The organism is Variovorax glucosi, assembly GCF_051216695.1.
Lineage (GTDB): Bacteria > Pseudomonadota > Gammaproteobacteria > Burkholderiales > Burkholderiaceae_C > Variovorax.
On record NZ_JBPJZE010000003.1, the window covers coordinates 657,401 to 674,347 of the forward strand.

Here is a 16,947-nt window from a genome sequence, read left to right on the forward strand (position 1 = left end):
AGCCTCTGGAATGAATTGCCGCAGAATCCTGCGCGTCGACATCCAGGGAGCCAGTGAATGGTCAAAGCCATCGAAGAAAAGAAGATTGCGTATTTGAAGTCGAACAACTTCCTGCGCTTGTGGTCCGAGCGGGAATGCGAGGTTTGCGAGGTGGAAGGCGTCGGGTTGTCGATGGCGCGGCCCGCGCCACCGTTGCTGTATGCGCGGCCGGTGGAAGTGGCACCGGAGCGGGCGGTGAAAGATGAGCCGTTGCCGAAGAAGAAGGTGCCTGACGATCCGTACCTGAATGTTTTCAATGCCATTTTGAAAACAGCAGATGCAGTAGCGGATTTCTCGGACTGGCTGAAACGGCCGCCTGAGAAGATGGCGACTGTTGCGGTGCAGAAGACCAAAGCGTTGCTTACGCCGCCTCCGTCGAAAAAGGTGCCGCCGTTCGATATTCAGGATGTCCCGAAGGCAATGCGCAAACTGCATATGCCGATGGCGGCGAAGTTGCAGGAAAGGTGGTTTGCCGGGCAGGCGAATTATTCGCAAAGCCCCGGCCTTCTTCAAAACGAAATCGACCAGAACGGTCTGCCTTATTCACCTGCAATGGTCGATTCGACAACGATCAAGATGAGTTGGGTTCTTTCCTTTCCTCGTGCGAAGAAGGCGTTTGAATTTCTGATCGAAAATCGATTGCAAACTCCACAAGCCCTGAGTGTCCTGAAGGCCGCACTTATTCCATATCAAAATCGTCGAGAAATCCTTGGGTGGAATATCGCGAACTCCGATTTTCTGAGCTTTCATCAGAAATTTCAGTTCCAATTAATCAAGGTGGATGGGACATGGGGGCAGCGTATTGCCCAATTCCTCAATCGCGAGGCTACGGCTGGAGGTGTACCTGACGATCTAACTGGTGCACTGGGGTCATTCAATTTTTATGTGGCAGTTCGTTACGCATCGTTCGATCATGCTGCAAGAGTCGCGTCTGTGACTGATGTGTCGATTTACGTACGTGATCCCTATGAATTTTCAGATGACCAGTATCTTGGGCATTGGAGCGCGAGCCATGTTGCCGTCGTTCCTGTCCATCAGCTGCAGGGTGGGGAGGGATGGCTCGACTATCCTGTAAATGACGGCGACATCACGAAGAAGGACAGCGTTTTGTACCCAGTGACCAATCGGCACTACCGGGACTGGCGAACAAAGCATGCGCGAGGTGGTGATTTCATGATCTATTCGGACCGAGTAAACATCCGACTCAAATCGCCAATCCGGGTCGTATTGTGAAGGCGAATTTCAGAGTTGACCAACTTTGTCGAAGGGTTGGGCGGTGCATCTGCTATTTTGGCGCGTTTGCCATCGTTTGTCTGTTTTGGAGCTATATCGCTGAGATGCAATTGCGTCTAAAAGTTGTGCCTGTTTGTGAGTGGAGTCCAGTCATGGAGCCAAAACCCGAAGGGTCGCTTCATTCGGCCCGATATTGCTGGTTGAAAAAAGACATCATCTTTTTGCAGGTGCTCAATAACTCCGGAGAAGTGGTCGCGAAACGAACATATTCCTACCCCGACATACCGAGATTTTATTGGGAAGGTGATGGGCTCGGATACGTCGAAGATCAGGATGGCGGCTTCATCACGCTCCCACCAACGCTCATCGAGCGCCTCCGTAATGCATTGCCATAACGCGGCAACTAGTTGGGGCAAACGCTGTTAAGACATATCGCGTCAAATGGGTTCTACTTTTCCATCCCCCAATAACCCCTCGATCTCCGCATCCTTCACCTCCCATATCTCCGCCAGCCACCGGTGAAAGCTCCCCCTGAACACCGAATCCCCTTCGTAATCCCCCAACGACAATTCCCGCGGAATCGGCAATTGCCGCGCTCTTAGAACAATGCGCGGCGTACGCCCGCAAAGAAAATCCCAGAACGTCGGAATCCCGTCCGGATAAACGATCGTCACGTCGATCAGCGACTGGAATTTCTCGCCCATCGCGTGCAATGCCAGCGCCAGAGCACCGGCTTTCGGCTTCAGCAGATGCCGATAAGGCGACGACTGCGACTTCCGCTTCTGCTCGGTAAAGCGGGTTCCCTCGGCGAAGTTCATGACGCTGGTCGGTACCAGCGCGAATTTCTCGCAGGCGCGGCGGGTGGTTTCGCGGTCCTGTTGTCGCAATGCCGGGTTCTTGCGCAGGTCCGCTTTGCCGTGACGTTTCATGAACGGGAAGTCGAGCGCCCACCAGGCCAGGCCGATCACCGGCACATAGATCAGCTCCTGCTTGAGAAAGAACTTCAGGATCGGAATCCGTCCATTCAGCGTGCGCTGCAGCACGAAGATGTCGACCCACGACTGGTGGTTGCAATTGACCAGATACCAGCCGCGATAAGCCAGTGCATCGACGCCCTTCACATCCCATACGGTGCGCTGCGTCAGGCGCATCCAGGCGCCGTTGCCTGCGACCCAGCCGGTCGCGATGGCGTTGAGCACCGGGTCGATGCGCGCACGCACAGCCGGGAAAGGCAGCAGCAGCTTGACCAGCGAAAACGCAAACAGCAGCGCGCACCAGAACAGCGTGTTCAGGACCAGCAACACGAAGGCGATGACGCCGCGAACGACAGGGGGAAGGAATCCGAGCATGGAGAAGAAGGGCGCCTTGGCGCTTTAGAAAAAGTGACAGCGCACGCATTGTGCGCAACGCGGCTGACCGATGCCCCGCAGCGCCTCGGTCGGTGTGCGCTCAGCCCCCGCCGCCGAGCGCGCGTCGGTACTGCACCGCCTCGGCGACGTGCGGCACCTGCACCGTGTCGGCGCCGGCGAGATCGGCGATGGTGCGCGCGACCTTCAGCGTGCGGTGGGTGCTGCGCGCCGACCAGCCGAGCTTGGTCGCCGCCGTGTGCATTAACTGCAGCGCTGCCGGTTCGAGCGCCGCGTGTCGGTCGATGTCGGCGCCCTGCAGCGCCTGGTTCGGTTGACCCTGTCGGGCAACGGCGCGTGCGCGTGCGACGACTACGCGTTCGCGGATCGCGGCGGTCGATTCGCCCGGCGGTGTACCTGACGCGCCGGTACCGAGAAGCTGCTCGGCCGGAATTGCCGGCACCTCGATGTGCAGATCGATGCGGTCCAGCAACGGGCCGCTGAGCTTGCCCTGATAGCGCGCAACTTGTTCGGGCGTGCAGCGGCAGGCGCGGGAGGTCGAGCCTAGATAACCGCAGGGGCAGGGGTTCATCGCGGCGACCAGCTGGAAGCGGGCAGGAAACTCGGCCCGGCGTGCGGCGCGCGCGATGGTGATCGTGCCGGTCTCCAGCGGCTCGCGCAGCGCCTCCAGGGCGGCGCGTGAAAACTCGGGGAATTCGTCCAGAAACAGGACGCCGTGATGCGCCAGCGAAATCTCGCCCGGTCGCGGCGGCGAACCGCCGCCCACCAGCGCCACCGCGCTTGCCGTGTGATGCGGGCTGCAGGTCGGTCGACAGCGCCAGCGAGCCGGCGTGAAGCGGCCCGAGAGACTGGCGACGGCGGCGCTCTGCAGTGCCTCGTCGACAGTCATCGCCGGCAACAGTCCGGCAAAGCGCTGCGCCAGCATCGACTTGCCCGATCCTGGCGGACCGACCATCAACAGGCTGTGCTGCCCGGCAGCGGCGATCTCGAGCACCCTTTTGGCGCCCGCGTGGCCCTTGACGTCGGACAGGTCGAGGTACGCAGCAACAGGTTCGCCGACATTGACCGGCGGCTGCATCCGCACCCAGCCGTCGCCGTCCGGAGCCTCGACCGGCGCCTGCACCGTACCGGCATCGCCGGGCGGCAGGAACTGCGCGACGACGTCGAGCAGATGGCGCGCGCCGTAGACCTCGGTGCCCGGCACCAGCGCCGCCTCGCGTGCACTGTCGGTTGGCAGCACCAGACGGGTGGCGGTGCCTTGTGTCAGCAGGGCGAGTGCCATCGCCAGAGCGCCGCGCACCGGCCGAAGCCCGCCGGAGAGCGAGAGTTCACCGGCGAACTCGTAGCCGTCGAGCCGGGCCGCATCGATCTGGCCGCTCGCCGCGAGGATGCCAAGGGCGATCGGCAGATCGAGCCGACCCGAGTCCTTCGGCAGATCGGCCGGTGCCAGGTTGACGGTAATGCGCTTGTTGTTCGGAAAATCCAGCCCTGCGTTCTGGATTGCCGATCGCACGCGTTCGCGCGCTTCCTTGACCTCCACGTCGGCCAGCCCGACCAGCGTGAAGCTCGGCAATCCGTTGGCCAGATGCACCTCGACGGTGACCGACGCGGCTTCAAGTCCGAGCAGAGCGCGGCTTTGCACCAAAGACAGACTCATTTTTTATATTTCTCCCCATGATGGTGCGTCCGCCATCGATCGGAAGGTCGTCCGTCGAAAGACGTGCACAAACCTGGAAATTCTTGAAACCAATTCGAACCGGATGACTCATCGCTCCCGAATCCCGTGACAGCAGGACTGGGTAGCTCTGGCACGCTCCCTGCTTTGTAAGAGGAATCCCCTCTTTTCAAAAACCTCTAGGAGCTGACCCGATGATGCACCGTAAAACCGCACTGGCTTTGGCAACGACCGCCCTGGCTCTTCTGCCGATGATCGCCAGCGCCCAGCTCACGGCCAACATCGGGTTGACCAGCAACTACAAGTTCCGCGGCCAGGATCAGGATTCGCTGGGCGGCAACGGCAACATCAGGACCAAGACTTTCGGACCGGCGATCCAGGGCGGCTTCGACTACGCCTTCGGCGAAACCGGCTGGTACATCGGCAACTGGAATTCCAGCGTCAACTGGCTGCCGGGCAACAGCATCGAGAGCGACCTGTACGGCGGCTACAAGTTCACGGCAGGCGGCATTGGCTGGGATCTGGGTGCACTGACCTATATCTACCCGGGCAACAAGACCGGCAACACGACCGAGCTCTACGGCGCCGGCACCTATGGCCCGCTGACGCTCAAGTACTCGCACACCGTCTCCAAGGATTACTTCGGCTACGCCGGCGAAAACGCGGGCTCGGGCTTCAAGGGCCGCAATACCGGTTACTTCAACCTGGCCTTCGCGCAGGAGATCGCGCCTTCGCTGACCCTGAAGGCGGCGCTGGGCTACACGCGCTTCTCGAGCGGCGCCAAGGACAACTTCGATCTCGCCGGCATCAACAAGCCCAACTATGTCGACTACGCACTCGGCGTCGTGTACGACTTCGGCGGTGGCCTGTCGCTCTACGGCGGCCTGCAAGGCGCCAATAAGAAGGGTGTCTTCGGCGACATCAACAAGGCCCGCGCGATCGTCTCGATCAACAAGACGCTTTAAAGACACAAAGGCGCGGCCTGCATTGCCGCGCCCTTCCGTTTCATCCTCAGGAGAACTTCCATGAAGCTGGTCACAGCCATCATCAAACCATTCAAGCTCGACGAAGTGCGCGAAGCACTCTCGACGATCGGCGTGCAGGGCATCACCGTGACGGAAGTCAAGGGATTCGGTCGCCAGAAGGGCCATACGGAGCTGTATCGCGGTGCAGAGTACGTGGTCGACTTCCTCCCCAAGGTCAAGATCGAGGCAGCAGTGTCCGATGACCTGGTGGAGCGCGTGATCGAGGCGGTCGAGGGCGCGGCACGCACCGGCAAGATCGGCGACGGCAAGATCTTTGTCTACAACCTCGAGCAGGTCGTACGCATCCGAACCGGCGAAACCGGCCGCGAGGCACTCTGAAGCCCTACTGAAGAAGAACAATCGACATGAAAAAACTGCTTGTCTCACTTGCGCTCGGCCTGAGCGTGCTTACCGCCGGCGTCACCGGTTTTGCGCAGACGCCGCCCGCTGCGCCTGAAGTCGCCGCGTCCGCCGCTGCTCCGGCCGCCGCGCCTGCCGCTGCACCCGCAACCCTCGCTGCTGCCGAAGCGCCCGCCGCTCCGGCTGCAGCCGCTGCACCCGTGCCGAAGGTCGATTCCGGCGACACCGCCTGGATGCTGACCTCGACGCTGCTGGTGATTTTGATGACCGTGCCTGGCCTCGCGCTGTTCTACGGCGGCCTGGGCCGCTCCAAGAACATGCTTTCGGTGCTGATGCAGGTCTTCGTGATCTTCTCGCTGATCAGCATCCTGTGGGCCATCTACGGCTACAGCATGGCGTTCACAGGCGACGGCAATTTCTTCGGCGGGCTCGACAAGATCTTCCTGAAGGGCGTGACCACCGAAACCTTCGGTGCGCTGACGACCATTCCGGAGCATGTGTTCATCTCGTTCCAGGGCACTTTCGCCGCCATCACCGTTGCGCTGATCGTCGGCGCCTTCGCGGAGCGGGCCAAGTTCTCGGCCGTGCTGCTGTTCTCGGTGCTGTGGTTCACCTTCAGCTACGTGCCGATGGCCCACATCGTCTGGGGCGGAGGTCTGCTGGCCAAGGACGGCGCGCTGGACTTCGCTGGCGGCACCGTGGTGCACATCAACGCCGGTGTGGCCGGCCTGGTCGGCGCCTACCTGGTGGGCAAGCGCATCGGCTTCGGCAAGGAAGCCTTCACGCCGCATTCGCTGACGCTGACGATGGTCGGCGCATCGCTGCTGTGGGTGGGCTGGTTCGGCTTCAACGCCGGCTCGGCGGGTGCAGCCAACGGCGCGGCCGGCCTGGCCTTCATCAATACGGTGCTCGCCACCGCCGCGGCCACGCTGTCGTGGTGCCTGGGTGAAAGCATGCACCGCGGCAAGGCCTCGATGCTGGGCGCTGCGTCCGGTGCCGTCGCCGGCCTCGTGGCTGTGACGCCTGCAGCCGGCTTCGTCGGCCCGATGGGTTCGATCGTGATGGGCCTGCTGGCCGGCATCGTCTGCCTCTGGGGCGTCGGTGGTCTCAAGAAGATGCTCGGCGCGGACGACGCGTTCGACGTCTTCGGCGTCCACGGCGTCGGCGGCATCCTGGGTGCCATCCTGACCGGCGTGTTCGCTTCGACCAGCCTCGGCGGCACCGGCGGACTGACCCCGGACACCTTCACGATGGGCGGCCAGGTCTGGATCCAGGTCAAGAGCGTGCTGTTCACGATGGTGTGGTCCGGCGTGGTGGCGTTCATCGCCTTCAAGATCGCCGACCTGACGATCGGCCTGCGTGTGACGGAAGAAGAAGAGCGCGAAGGCCTCGACATCTCCTCGCACGGCGAGACTGCGTACAACCGCTGAGATCCATCTCGGATGCCCGACCCGCAAGCGCCTCGCGCTTGCGGGTTTTTTTTGGTCTGCACAATGCCGACATGACCTGGACCACCTTCGAACACAGCCTGTGCGAGCTCGGCGAATCGCCGTTCTGGCATCCCCACGAATCCGCTCTGTACTGGATCGACATTCCAGGGCGTGCCGTGCTGCGAAAGCAGGTGCGAGGCACCGGAATCGATGGCGCCGCAGCAGTCGAGCGCTGGCCGCTGCCGGCCGACCCCGGCTGCATCGCTCCGGCCCGCAGCGGCGGCCTGGTGCTCGCGTTGCGCGACGGCATCTACCGCGCGCGGACATGGCGCGGCCCGCTCGTCAAGCTGGCCGCCGCCGACCACGACACCCGCACCATGCGCTTCAACGACGGCAAGTGCGACGCACGTGGCCGCTTCTGGGCCGGCACGCTGAACGAAGCCAAGGACCGCCCGAACGCGACGCTCTACTGCCTGGATGCACGGGACGGTCGCACACCGGTCCTGATGCACATGGCCGATGAAGCCACCACCGCCAACGGCCTCGCGTTTTCGCCCGATCTGCGCACGATGTACTGGGCCGACACGGCCGCGCACGCGGTGCGTGCCTGGGACTGGTCGGCCGACGACAACACGCTCACACGCCCGCGCACCTTCAAGACCTTTGATGCCAAGCCTGCCGATTGGACGCCCGGTTCGCCGCTGCCGTATGGCGGACGTCCGGACGGCGCGACGATCGACGCCGCAGGAAACTACTGGGTCGCAATGTACGAAGGCGCGCAGCTGCTGTGCTTCTCGCCGACGGGCGAACAGGTCGCGGCGCTGCCGTTGCCCGCGCAGTGCCCGACGATGCCGTGCTTTGGCGGCGAGGATCTGCGCACGCTTTTCGTCACCACCGCTGCCAAGGGCCGACCCGAAGAGGAGATAGCGCGCCTGCCGGCATCGGGCCACGTGGTGGCGATGCGCGTCGAGACGCCGGGACTTCCAGTGGCATTCTTCGAGGACTGAATCCGCGTCGCCATAGAAGATGCCGGCCTGGCGGCGACAACGAAATCCTGTGCCGCCGGGTCCGGCTTTTCGGTGTCGCGTCGAGCGGCGTGCAACCTAAGCTCGTTGCACTTTCCATCGGAGCACTTCCATGTCTTTGCTTGACTTCAAGGTTCTCACGTTCGACGTCGTCGGCACGCTGATCGATTTCGAGGGCGGCATGCTCGCCTACCTGCGCAGCGCCGTGCCCGGCACGCAGATCACCGACGACGAATTTCTCGCCGCCTATCGCTATGCGCGCGCGGACGGTAATTCCGGCTGGTATCCCGACGATCTCGAACGCTGCTGGCATGCCATCGCTCCCAGGCTCGGTCTGCCCGACACCGAAGCACTGGCTTGCGGCCTGCGCGATTCGGTCGCGCAGTGGCCCGCTTTCCCCGATTCCATCGAGGCGCTCAAGCGTCTGCGCAAGCACTTCAAGCTGGTCACCATGACCAACGCGCAGACCTGGGCGCTCAAGCATTTCGCCGCCACGCTCGACGAACCCTTCGACATGCTCCTGAGCTGCGACGACGCCATGTGCGAGAAGCCCGACCAGCGCTACTTCGCCTACGCGCGCGGGCGCTTCGAAGGCGAATGGGGCTTCAAGCAGGCCGACAACCTGCACGTTGCGCAGAGCCAGTACCACGACATCGGCGTGTCGAAGTCGCTCGGCATCGCGACCTGCTGGATCGAACGCCGTCACGGCCTGAAAGACTCGGGCGGCACCATCGAATCGAAACACACCGAACCCGATTTCCACTTCCACACGCTCGCCGAACTCGCCGATGCGGTGGAGGCCGGACGCTGAATGCAAACATGACGAAGAACATCGCCGCGCCAGTCGCCGACCTGCTGCCCGACCTGGTCGCGCTGCGCCGCGACCTCCATGCCAATCCCGAACTGGCCTTCCAGGAAAAGCGCACCGCCGGTATCGCCGCGAATGCGCTGCGGCTGCTGGGGCTCGAAGTCGAGGAAGGCATCGGTGGCACCGGCGTCGTCGGCACGCTGCGTGTCGGCAACGGAGCGAAGACCGTCGGCCTGCGCGCCGACATGGATGCGTTGCCGATGGTCGAACTGGGGCGCCAGTCGTATGCGAGCCGCAACCAGGGCGCGCACCACGGCTGCGGCCACGACGGCCACACCAGCATGCTCATCGGCGCAGCGCGCCAGCTCGCGCGGACCCGCAATTTCGAAGGCACCGTGCGCTTCATCTTCCAGCCGGCCGAGGAAGGCAAGGGCGGCGCGCGCGCGATGATAGAAGACGGCCTGTTCGACCGCTTCCCGTGCGACAGCGTCTATGCGCTGCACAACTGGCCCGATCTCCCGCTCGGCCATGCGCAGACCCGCACCGGCCCGATCATGGCCGCCGCCGACCGCTTCGACATCGTGCTGCGCGCACGCGGCGGTCATGCCGCGCAGCCGCACCACACGGCCGACACCATCCTCGCGGCAAGCCAGCTGATCGCGCAGCTCCACACCATCGTCTCGCGGCGCATCGATCCGGGCGAATCGGCGGTGCTGTCGGTGACGCGGATCGAGGGCGGGCATAGCCACAACGTGCTGCCGGCGGAGGTGTCGATTACCGGCACGGTACGCAGTTTCGATGCCGCATCGCAGGACCGCATCGAGGCCGCGCTGCGGGCCACGGTCGATGGTGTTGCGCTGGCCAGCGGCACGCAGGCCGAGGTGACGTACGTGCGCTACTACCCGGCGACGGTCAACACGGCAGCCGAAGCTGGGCTCGCACTCGATGCTGCACGCGCCATCGGCCTGCAGACCGCCATCGCGCCGCGCGGTGCGTTCACGTCTGAAGATTTCGCGTTCATGCTGCAGCGACTGCCGGGCGCTTATCTGTGGCTGGGCCAGGCGCGCTCGTCGGCGGGTGACGACGGCGAGCCCGCCCTGCATCACCCCTGCTACGACTTCAACGACGACGCGCTGCCGCTGGGCGTGAGGTGGTTCTGCGAAGTGGCCGAACGGGCGTTGAAGATGGAGTGACGTTTCAGACGGGGTGGGCAGTGAATCTGACACCCAAAGCGTGCGCCACCTTCATGACTGTTTCAAACCGCGGCTTTGCGCCAGGCGCGAGAGCCTTGTAAAGACTCTCGCGGCCCAGACCGGCGTCTTTCGCGACCTGAGCCATACCTTTTGCACGCGCTACGTCGCTCAAAGCGAGAAGCAGAAGGTCCGGATCATTGGCTTCCAGAACAGCCGTCATGTATTCGGCGATCGCCTCGTCGTCGTCCAGATACCTTGCTGCATCGAACGCGATGAGCTTGTGCGGTGTCTTGACTTTGGTCATAAGTCTTCTCCAAGTTCGGATGCCAGTTTCAGTGCGCGTCGAACGTCTCGTTTCTGCGATGACTTATCACCCGCGTTCAGCATGATCACGATGACTCGACCGCGACGGACGAAGTAGAGACGGTAGCCTGGTCCATAGTGCACTCGCATCTCCGAGACTTCACCTTCGATAGCTTGCCAATCTCCGAGGCTTCCGGCTTCGGCCTGTCGAAGCCGAGCGGCTATTCGAATCTGCGCTCGCTTGTCGCCCAGCCCGTCGAGCCATGCGACGAAAGCTTCGGTCTGTCGAATCGTGAATATCGCCGAATGTAGCCAATCGGATACAAAACGTCAAGACATCGACCGCGGTTTTCAGGTTCCTCAAGCGACCTTTTGCACTGTCTGCGCCACTTGCTCCCCCGCAAACCGCCCGATCGAAAACGGCTCGATCGGTATCCCGGTCTTCCCCGTCGCAATCAGCTCCGCCATCGTCTCCCCGACACCCGGGCTGATCGCGAATCCCTCGCCGTTGAAGCCGAACGAATAGTGCAGGCCCGGCACGCGGGCGCTGGCGCCCATCACGGGTTGCCAGTCGGCGGTGTAGCCCTCGATGCCGCTCCACACCCGCACCAGCTGCACCTGACCGAAGGCCGGCACGAAGCGGCGCAGTTCGCGCATCTGTCGCAGGACGTTGTCGGGCTTCACGAACGAGCGAATGTTGTCGGCCTCTGCGGTGCCCTTGAGCCCGCCGCCGAAGACGATGTTGCCGCGTGCGATCTGACGGAAGTACAGGCCCTCGGTCTCGATCGGCGAAGACAGGCCGATCGACGGTCCGATGGCGTAGGGCAGCGGTTCGGTCACGCCCATCTGCGGGCCGCGCGCTTCCATCGGCACGGTCTCGCCGAACTGCGACGCGATGCGGTTCGACCATGCGCCGCAAGCCACCAGCAATTGCTGGGCGCGATAGCGCTTGCCGTCCGCGGTGTGCGCGACGAAGCCGGTGCCGTCGCGCTCGACCGTCATGACTTCTGCATGCTCGACGATGTTCGCGCCCGCACGCCTGGCCGCGCGTGCGAAGGCCGGTCCGGCGAGGCGTGGATTGGCATGACCGTCGTCGGCGCAGAGCGAGCCCGCGACCACGCCGGGCGCGAAGATGCCCCAGCGTTTCTGCAGTTGCGCGGCGGTGAAGATCTCCAGGTCGAGCCCGTAAGGCTTCGCTTCGTTCGCATGCTTCTCGATGCGCGCGGCCTGCTCCTGCGTGTAGCAGACACGCAGATGGCCGTAAGGCACGAATTCCGCGTCTTCGCCGAGCAGTTCGTTGATGCGGCCCCAGACGGCGCGCGCACGGTTGGCGAGCGGCATCTGGATCAGTTCGCGACCCTGGCGGCGCACGTTGCCGAAATTGGTGCCGCTGGCCTGCCGGCCGACCAGTTCGCGCTCCAGCAGCGTGACCGACAGGCCGTGATCCCGGCGCAGGAAGAAGGCGGCCGTGCTGCCCATCAATCCGCCGCCCAGCACGAGCACATCGGTATCGACGGTGTTTGCGCTCGTGTTCATGACTGCACCTCGCGTGCGCTCATGACGATCGGCTTGACCGGTGCCTGCGAGCGCAGCCGGCCGACTTCCTGGATCGGTATCCGACACGCATCGGCGACGATCTCCGCAGCCGCATGGCCGCAGAAGCGACCCTGGCAGCGGCCCATGCCGACGCGGCTGAAAGCCTTGGCGCGGTTCACTTCCTTGCTGTCGAGTTCGTTCACGCAGCGACGCACTTCGCCGACGGTGACGGCCTCGCAGCGACAAACCACGGCTTCGTCGGGCAGCGCAGCGGCTTGCGCATGCGGCCACGGAAAGGCGTGAGCCAGTCCGGCGCGGAAGCGGTCCATCTGCACCAGCGTGCGGTGCAGCTTCGACGATTCGGCTTCGTAGGTCGCGCGACCCTTGGCATGTCCGAGGTCGGCCAGCGCGGCGAGTGCGGCCAGGCGTCCCGCAGCTTCGGCACCGTCGGCGCCGAGGATGCGTACGCCGTCGCCGGCCAGGTACACGCCCGGCGTCGTGCTGCGGCCGTCGACGTCGATGCGCGGCAGCCACTGGCGGCTGATCGGCTCGAAGTCGAAGGTGCAGCGCGCCAGATCGGCGAGCTGGGTTTCGGAGCGCAGATGCCAGCCGAGACCGACCGCATCGCATTCGAAGCGATGCGTCCGGCCCTTCTCGTCGTTCGCGACCACGGCCTGCGCGCCGATGGCGTCGTCGCCCTCGATGCGCACCGGCGTCACGCCCTGCAGCACCGGCACACCGGCCTTGCGCAGGCCGTGGATCAGCGCGTAGCCGCGCATCGCGAGTCCCGGTCGCGCCATCAGCCCGGTGATCGCCGCCCAGGGCTTGACCACCGGCGCGGTGTCGAGCACCGCAGCCACCTTCGCGCCGGCCTGCACATACTGCGAGGCGACGAGGTACAGCAGCGGTCCGCTGCCCATGAACACGACCTGCGAGCCGATCGCGCAGGCCTGCGACTTCAGCGCGACCTGCGATGCGCCCAGGCTGTAGCAGCCGGCGCGATGCCAGCCGTCGACAGGCATCAGGCGGTCGGTCGCGCCGGAGCAGACCAGCAATGCGTCGAACGGCAGGATGCGCGGTTCGCCGTCGCGCATGACGTGCAGCTCGCCGGCGGTGACGTTCCATGCGAGCGTCTCGCCGAGGTAATCGACCTGGCTGCGCAGGGCGTCGAAATCGCCGTGAAGCGACTTCGCCTTGCCGGCTTCGCTGCCGTAGAGCTTGGCATAGGGGCGCTTGAAACCTTCGGGCTGGCGGCGGTAGATCTGGCCGCCGTCGCGACGGCCTTCGTCAACCACGATCGGGCGGATGCCGGCCTCGACCAGCGCCTGCGCGGCGCGCACGCCGGCCGGGCCGGTGCCCACGACGACGATGCGGGGTGCGTTGATGACGCTGGTGTCGTTCATGCGCTTACTCCCGGTTCCATCGTGTTGCCGGCTTCTTCGCGCGCGGCTTTCCTGGCCAGCGACTGCGTGAGGTCGGGCGTGGCCGGCCAGTGCGCGGCGGGCGGCCGGGTCAGCACCGACATGCCGGCTTCGGCGACCGTCGAGCAGGCGCGCAGCCGCGAGCCGTCTTCCGTCCATACCCAGCAGTCCTGGCAGGCACCCATCAGGCAGAAGCCCGCGCGCGGTCCGTCGCCGAACTCGCTGTCGCGCACGCGGCGGCCGTGGGTCAGCAGCGCGACCAGCAGCGTGTCGCCGGTCAGCGCCGTGGCGCTTTCGCCGTCGATCCGCAGTGCGATCGAAGGCCGGTCGGTTTCTGCAAGGCGCATGAAGCGCGCGCGGGGGCGGGAGGGAAGGTCGGGCATGACGGAAAAAAGGGGAGTCGGCGCGCCTTTCAGCGCGGGTGCGGGAACAACCGTTCGATCGGCGAATGCGTCTTGATGAACGGCGACTTGATGACGATGTAGCTGAAGTACTTGGCAATGCCGATGTTGCGTTCGAGCAGCGTCTCGATGACTTCCTGGTAGTGGTTCACGCCGCGCGTCAGGAAGCGCAGCATGTAGTCGTAGCCGCCGCTCACGAGATGGCATTCGAGCACTTCGTCGACCTCGCGGATCGCGGCCTCGAAGCGCGCGAAGTCCTCACGGTGATGGTCGGTGAGCGTGACTTCGGTGAAGACGGTGAGCGTGTCGCCCAGCTTCTCCAGCCTCAGGTGCGCGCCGTAGCCGCCGATGTAGCCGGCCTGTTCCAGGCGCTTGACGCGGATCAGGCAGGGGCTGGGCGACAGGCCGACCGCATCGGCCAGGTCCACGTTGGTCATGCGGCCGTTCTTCTGCAGCTGGGCCAGGATGCGCAGGTCGAGTCGGTCGATCTTGAATGCTTCGGACATGGCGGTGCTCGCTGACAAGGGAGATAAGGAAGGTTGAGATTCTGCTTCGATGTCTGCCTTGCGCAATGACGCAGTAGCGCAATAACGCGACGGCGCGATCAGGCGGCGAGGGCGGCGCGCACGTCCGGCGCTTCCAGCACTTCGTCGAGCGTCCGCTTCAGGCGCGTGAACATCTGGGCGAACTCGTCTTCGGTGAAAGTGAGTGCCGGCGCGAAGCCGAGGATGTTGTCGCCGAATGCCCGGAACACGATACCGTTGCGATAGGCCGCCCTCGAGATGCGTTCCGACAGGCCGAGCGAGGCGTCGAAGCCGCGCTTGGTGGCCTTGTCGCTCACCAGTTCGAGTGCGCCGAGCATTCCGCGATGGCGCGATTCGCCGACCAGAGGATGCGCCGTCAGCGCATCGAGGCCGGCCGCGAAATGCGCGCCGACCTTGCGTCCGTTCGCCAGCACGCCGCCTTCTTCGTACAGGCGGATCACTTCCAGCGCGACCGCCGCGCTCACCGGATGCGCGGAGTACGTTGCGCCGTGGCCGATGGGTGCGCCCTTCGGTGCGCCGTCGGCGATGCCGGCATAGACCTTCTCGCTCATCATCGTGGCGCCCATCGGCACGTAGCCGGAGGTCAGCCCCTTGGCCATCGTCATGAGGTCGGGCTCGACGCCTTCGGCATCGCAGGCGAACATCGGGCCGGTGCGGCCGAAGCCGGTGATGACCTCGTCGACGACCAGCAGGATGTCGAGTTCGCGGGTTACGTCGCGCATCGCCTTGAGCCAGCCTTCAGGCGGCACGATCACGCCGCCGGAGCCCTGGATCGGTTCGCAGAAGAACGCGGCGACGTTCTCGGCGCCGAGCTCGGCCACCTTGGCGCGCAGCGCGGCGACCGACTCGGCGATCAGCGCCTGTGGATCGGCAGCGCCGGTTTGACGGTACGGATTCGGCGACGGGATGTAGTGCTGCGTCGGCAGCGGGAGGTCGAAGCCGCGATGGAACACCGGCAGCGCGGTCAGGCCGGCGCCGGTCGAAGACGAGCCGTGGTAGCCGCGTTCGAGCGAGATGAAATGCTTCTTCGACGGCTTGCCGGTCGAGTTGTAGTACTGCACGATGAAGCGCACGGCCGCATCGACCGATTCCGAGCCGCCGAGCGTCATGTAGACGCGCGTCAGCGAGGCCGGCGTGATCTGCACCAGCTTCTCGGCCAGGCGGATCGCCGGCTCGCTGCTGAAGTGGAAATAGCCGGTGGCATACGGCAGCTTGCGCATCTGGTCGGCCGCGGCCTGGATCACGCTTTCCTGTCCGTAGCCGACGTTCACGCACCAGAGACCGGCAAAGGCGTCGAGCAGCTGGTGGCCGTTGCTGTCCTTGAGCCAGACGCCTTCGGCGGACTCCAGCACCATCGGACCGCGCGCTTCGTGCGTGCGCCATGGCGAGACCGGGTGGATGAGGTGGGCGCGGTCGACGGCGTCGAGTGCGGCGTGGGTTGGCAATGCGGCGGAGTGCGTCATGGGGGAACCTTTGACCTGAAGTGGGGGCGGAAGAAGGGCTTCGGCAGACCTCCAGCTTAGGACGGGGGGCGGGCCATGTGGTGCTGCATTCGGGCCTTCGGGCGAAGCGGCATGCGGTTGCCGCGGGCCGCGACAGCAGATGCTGCGGTCGCAGCCGACGGCACCGGCTCCGTGGCGATTCCGTGGCGCTTCAGTAGCCGAGTTTCCGGTCGATCAGGCCCAACATCGGCTCGCCGGCCTCGAAGCGCGCGATGTTGTCCAGCATCGCTTCGGCGGCGCTCAGAGGCTGCGTCATGCTGGCGATGTGCGGCGTCAGCTGGATGCGCGGATGGGTCCAGAACGGATGGCCGGGCGTGAGCGGTTCGGGGTCGGTCACGTCCATCACGGCTTCGGCGATGCGACCGCTTTCCAGCGCGGCGAGCAGGTCGGCCTCGACCAGTTGCGGGCCGCGGCCCACATGCACCAGCGCTGCACCTTCGGGCAACTGCGCAAACAGCTTCGCATCGAGAAAACCGCGCGTCGAATCGGTCAGCGGCAACAGGCAGATCAGGATGTCGGTTCGCGCGAGGAAAGCCGGCAATTCTTCGGTGCCCGCATGGCATTGCACGCCCTCGACTTCATGACGCGAACGGCTCCAGCCCGCGCAGTCGAAGCCCAGACTCACGAGTTGCGCCAGCACGGCCTTGCCGAGCGAGCCGAGGCCGAGCACGCCGACGCGGCGCTCGCCGGCCGTGCGCACCGGCAGCGGCTTCCACACGCCCTGGGCCTGCTGTCGCCGGTACTGCGCCATGTCACGGTGCAGGCCGAGCACCGCATGCGTCACGTACTCGACCATGCCGTTCACGATGCCGGGCTCGACCATGCGCACCACCGGCAGCGTTGCAGGCAGCATCGAGAAATCGAACTGGTCGACACCCGCACCCGAGGAGAACAGCACTTCCAGGTTCGGAAAGCGCGTCGCGATGTCTTCCGGCGGGACCCATGCGGCGAGAAAGCGCACCTGCGCCGGATCGCCGATGTCAGGCCAGATGTGGAAATCGATATCCGGCGCGCGTCGGCGGAAAACGTCGGCCCACAGCGCACCGCGCGTCGGGTCGGACTTGTACAGGAAGGTGGTCATCCG

General features: G+C 64.7%; 18 protein-coding genes. 8 read left to right on the forward strand and 10 right to left on the reverse strand.

From position 1 onward, the window contains the following. Positions 1 to 57 precede the first annotated feature (57 nt). Both ACSFA3_RS17795 and ACSFA3_RS17800 read left to right on the forward strand, forming a co-directional pair. Positions 58 to 1,272 carry a DUF6402 family protein gene (locus tag ACSFA3_RS17795; protein WP_435506808.1) on the forward strand — a complete coding sequence of 405 codons (1,215 nt, stop codon included), beginning with the start codon at positions 58 to 60 and terminating at the stop codon, positions 1,270 to 1,272. A gap of 152 nt (positions 1,273 to 1,424) precedes the next feature. Next, complete coding sequence (locus ACSFA3_RS17800; RefSeq protein WP_435506809.1) at positions 1,425 to 1,667, forward strand: hypothetical protein; 243 nt, start codon at positions 1,425 to 1,427, stop codon at positions 1,665 to 1,667. Positions 1,668 to 1,709: 42 nt separating this feature from the next. Here ACSFA3_RS17800 and ACSFA3_RS17805 read toward each other — a convergent pair whose 3' ends face one another. Both ACSFA3_RS17805 and ACSFA3_RS17810 read right to left on the reverse strand, forming a co-directional pair. Next, on the reverse strand, positions 1,710 to 2,621 hold the full coding sequence (locus tag ACSFA3_RS17805) for an acyltransferase (protein WP_435506810.1): 912 nt from the start codon (positions 2,619 to 2,621) through the stop codon (positions 1,710 to 1,712). A 100-nt stretch (positions 2,622 to 2,721) separates the two neighbouring features. Next, entirely contained in the window at positions 2,722 to 4,296 is a 1,575-nt protein-coding gene (locus tag ACSFA3_RS17810; RefSeq protein WP_435506811.1) for a YifB family Mg chelatase-like AAA ATPase, read from the reverse strand. 215 nt (positions 4,297 to 4,511) lie between these two features. On the opposite strand from ACSFA3_RS17810, the gene ACSFA3_RS17815 reads away from it, so the two are divergent. The 6 genes from ACSFA3_RS17815 to ACSFA3_RS17840 all read left to right on the forward strand — a co-directional run bounded on the left by ACSFA3_RS17815 (position 4,512) and on the right by ACSFA3_RS17840 (position 10,155). Next, entirely contained in the window at positions 4,512 to 5,279 is a 768-nt protein-coding gene (locus ACSFA3_RS17815) for a TorF family putative porin (RefSeq protein ID WP_435506932.1), read from the forward strand. Positions 5,280 to 5,339: 60 nt separating this feature from the next. Next, entirely contained in the window at positions 5,340 to 5,678 is a 339-nt protein-coding gene (glnK, locus tag ACSFA3_RS17820) for a P-II family nitrogen regulator (RefSeq protein WP_307689345.1), read from the forward strand. 26 nt (positions 5,679 to 5,704) lie between these two features. Continuing rightward, the gene (locus ACSFA3_RS17825; RefSeq protein WP_435506812.1) at positions 5,705 to 7,129 is read left to right on the forward strand and encodes an ammonium transporter; all 1,425 of its coding nucleotides are present in this window, start codon (positions 5,705 to 5,707) and stop codon (positions 7,127 to 7,129) included. 71 nt (positions 7,130 to 7,200) lie between these two features. Next, a complete protein-coding gene (locus ACSFA3_RS17830) occupies positions 7,201 to 8,136 on the forward strand; it encodes an SMP-30/gluconolactonase/LRE family protein (protein ID WP_435506813.1) in 936 nt (311 codons plus the stop codon). Positions 8,137 to 8,266: 130 nt separating this feature from the next. Beyond that, a complete protein-coding gene (locus ACSFA3_RS17835) occupies positions 8,267 to 8,965 on the forward strand; it encodes an HAD-IA family hydrolase (RefSeq protein ID WP_435506814.1) in 699 nt (232 codons plus the stop codon). Positions 8,966 to 8,973: 8 nt separating this feature from the next. After that, positions 8,974 to 10,155 (forward strand): M20 aminoacylase family protein, encoded by a 1,182-nt coding sequence (locus tag ACSFA3_RS17840; protein WP_435506815.1) that lies wholly within the window; start codon positions 8,974 to 8,976, stop codon positions 10,153 to 10,155. A gap of 4 nt (positions 10,156 to 10,159) precedes the next feature. Here the strand turns inward: ACSFA3_RS17840 and ACSFA3_RS17845 are convergent, their stop codons facing one another. From ACSFA3_RS17845 to ACSFA3_RS17880, 8 genes are all read right to left on the reverse strand, one after another. Further along, entirely contained in the window at positions 10,160 to 10,459 is a 300-nt protein-coding gene (locus tag ACSFA3_RS17845) for an addiction module antidote protein (RefSeq protein WP_435506816.1), read from the reverse strand. Further along, a complete protein-coding gene (locus ACSFA3_RS17850) occupies positions 10,456 to 10,758 on the reverse strand; it encodes a type II toxin-antitoxin system RelE/ParE family toxin (protein WP_435506933.1) in 303 nt (100 codons plus the stop codon). Before ACSFA3_RS17850 ends, ACSFA3_RS17845 begins: the two co-directional genes overlap by 4 nt. A 60-nt stretch (positions 10,759 to 10,818) precedes the next feature. Further along, positions 10,819 to 11,994 (reverse strand): NAD(P)/FAD-dependent oxidoreductase, encoded by a 1,176-nt coding sequence (locus tag ACSFA3_RS17855; RefSeq protein WP_435506817.1) that lies wholly within the window; start codon positions 11,992 to 11,994, stop codon positions 10,819 to 10,821. Next, a complete protein-coding gene (locus ACSFA3_RS17860) occupies positions 11,991 to 13,397 on the reverse strand; it encodes an FAD/NAD(P)-dependent oxidoreductase (RefSeq protein WP_435506818.1) in 1,407 nt (468 codons plus the stop codon). Before ACSFA3_RS17860 ends, ACSFA3_RS17855 begins: the two co-directional genes overlap by 4 nt. Further along, complete coding sequence (locus tag ACSFA3_RS17865; protein ID WP_435506819.1) at positions 13,394 to 13,798, reverse strand: (2Fe-2S)-binding protein; 405 nt, start codon at positions 13,796 to 13,798, stop codon at positions 13,394 to 13,396. The genes ACSFA3_RS17860 and ACSFA3_RS17865 overlap by 4 nt, the downstream gene beginning before the upstream one ends. A 29-nt stretch (positions 13,799 to 13,827) precedes the next feature. Continuing rightward, positions 13,828 to 14,322, reverse strand: a complete 495-nt coding sequence (locus tag ACSFA3_RS17870) for an Lrp/AsnC family transcriptional regulator (RefSeq protein ID WP_435506820.1) — start codon at positions 14,320 to 14,322, stop codon at positions 13,828 to 13,830. Between the two features lie 98 nt (positions 14,323 to 14,420). Continuing rightward, positions 14,421 to 15,824 (reverse strand): aspartate aminotransferase family protein, encoded by a 1,404-nt coding sequence (locus ACSFA3_RS17875; RefSeq protein WP_435506821.1) that lies wholly within the window; start codon positions 15,822 to 15,824, stop codon positions 14,421 to 14,423. A 190-nt stretch (positions 15,825 to 16,014) separates the two neighbouring features. Continuing rightward, complete coding sequence (locus ACSFA3_RS17880) at positions 16,015 to 16,944, reverse strand: 2-hydroxyacid dehydrogenase (protein WP_435506822.1); 930 nt, start codon at positions 16,942 to 16,944, stop codon at positions 16,015 to 16,017. Positions 16,945 to 16,947: the final 3 nt, after the last annotated feature.

Coding starts and splice junctions, on each gene's coding strand:
- ACSFA3_RS17795 (WP_435506808.1), top strand. CDS start 58: ATGGTCAAAGCCATCGAAGAAAAGAAGATTGCGTATTTGAAGTCGAAC.
- ACSFA3_RS17800 (WP_435506809.1), top strand. CDS start 1,425: ATGGAGCCAAAACCCGAAGGGTCGCTTCATTCGGCCCGATATTGCTGG.
- ACSFA3_RS17805 (WP_435506810.1), bottom strand. CDS start 2,621: ATGCTCGGATTCCTTCCCCCTGTCGTTCGCGGCGTCATCGCCTTCGTG.
- ACSFA3_RS17810 (WP_435506811.1), bottom strand. CDS start 4,296: ATGAGTCTGTCTTTGGTGCAAAGCCGCGCTCTGCTCGGACTTGAAGCC.
- ACSFA3_RS17815 (WP_435506932.1), top strand. CDS start 4,512: ATGCACCGTAAAACCGCACTGGCTTTGGCAACGACCGCCCTGGCTCTT.
- glnK (WP_307689345.1), top strand. CDS start 5,340: ATGAAGCTGGTCACAGCCATCATCAAACCATTCAAGCTCGACGAAGTG.
- ACSFA3_RS17825 (WP_435506812.1), top strand. CDS start 5,705: ATGAAAAAACTGCTTGTCTCACTTGCGCTCGGCCTGAGCGTGCTTACC.
- ACSFA3_RS17830 (WP_435506813.1), top strand. CDS start 7,201: ATGACCTGGACCACCTTCGAACACAGCCTGTGCGAGCTCGGCGAATCG.
- ACSFA3_RS17835 (WP_435506814.1), top strand. CDS start 8,267: ATGTCTTTGCTTGACTTCAAGGTTCTCACGTTCGACGTCGTCGGCACG.
- ACSFA3_RS17840 (WP_435506815.1), top strand. CDS start 8,974: ATGACGAAGAACATCGCCGCGCCAGTCGCCGACCTGCTGCCCGACCTG.
- ACSFA3_RS17845 (WP_435506816.1), bottom strand. CDS start 10,459: ATGACCAAAGTCAAGACACCGCACAAGCTCATCGCGTTCGATGCAGCA.
- ACSFA3_RS17855 (WP_435506817.1), bottom strand. CDS start 11,994: ATGAACACGAGCGCAAACACCGTCGATACCGATGTGCTCGTGCTGGGC.
- ACSFA3_RS17860 (WP_435506818.1), bottom strand. CDS start 13,397: ATGAACGACACCAGCGTCATCAACGCACCCCGCATCGTCGTCGTGGGC.
- ACSFA3_RS17865 (WP_435506819.1), bottom strand. CDS start 13,798: ATGCCCGACCTTCCCTCCCGCCCCCGCGCGCGCTTCATGCGCCTTGCA.
- ACSFA3_RS17870 (WP_435506820.1), bottom strand. CDS start 14,322: ATGTCCGAAGCATTCAAGATCGACCGACTCGACCTGCGCATCCTGGCC.
- ACSFA3_RS17875 (WP_435506821.1), bottom strand. CDS start 15,824: ATGACGCACTCCGCCGCATTGCCAACCCACGCCGCACTCGACGCCGTC.
- ACSFA3_RS17880 (WP_435506822.1), bottom strand. CDS start 16,944: ATGACCACCTTCCTGTACAAGTCCGACCCGACGCGCGGTGCGCTGTGG.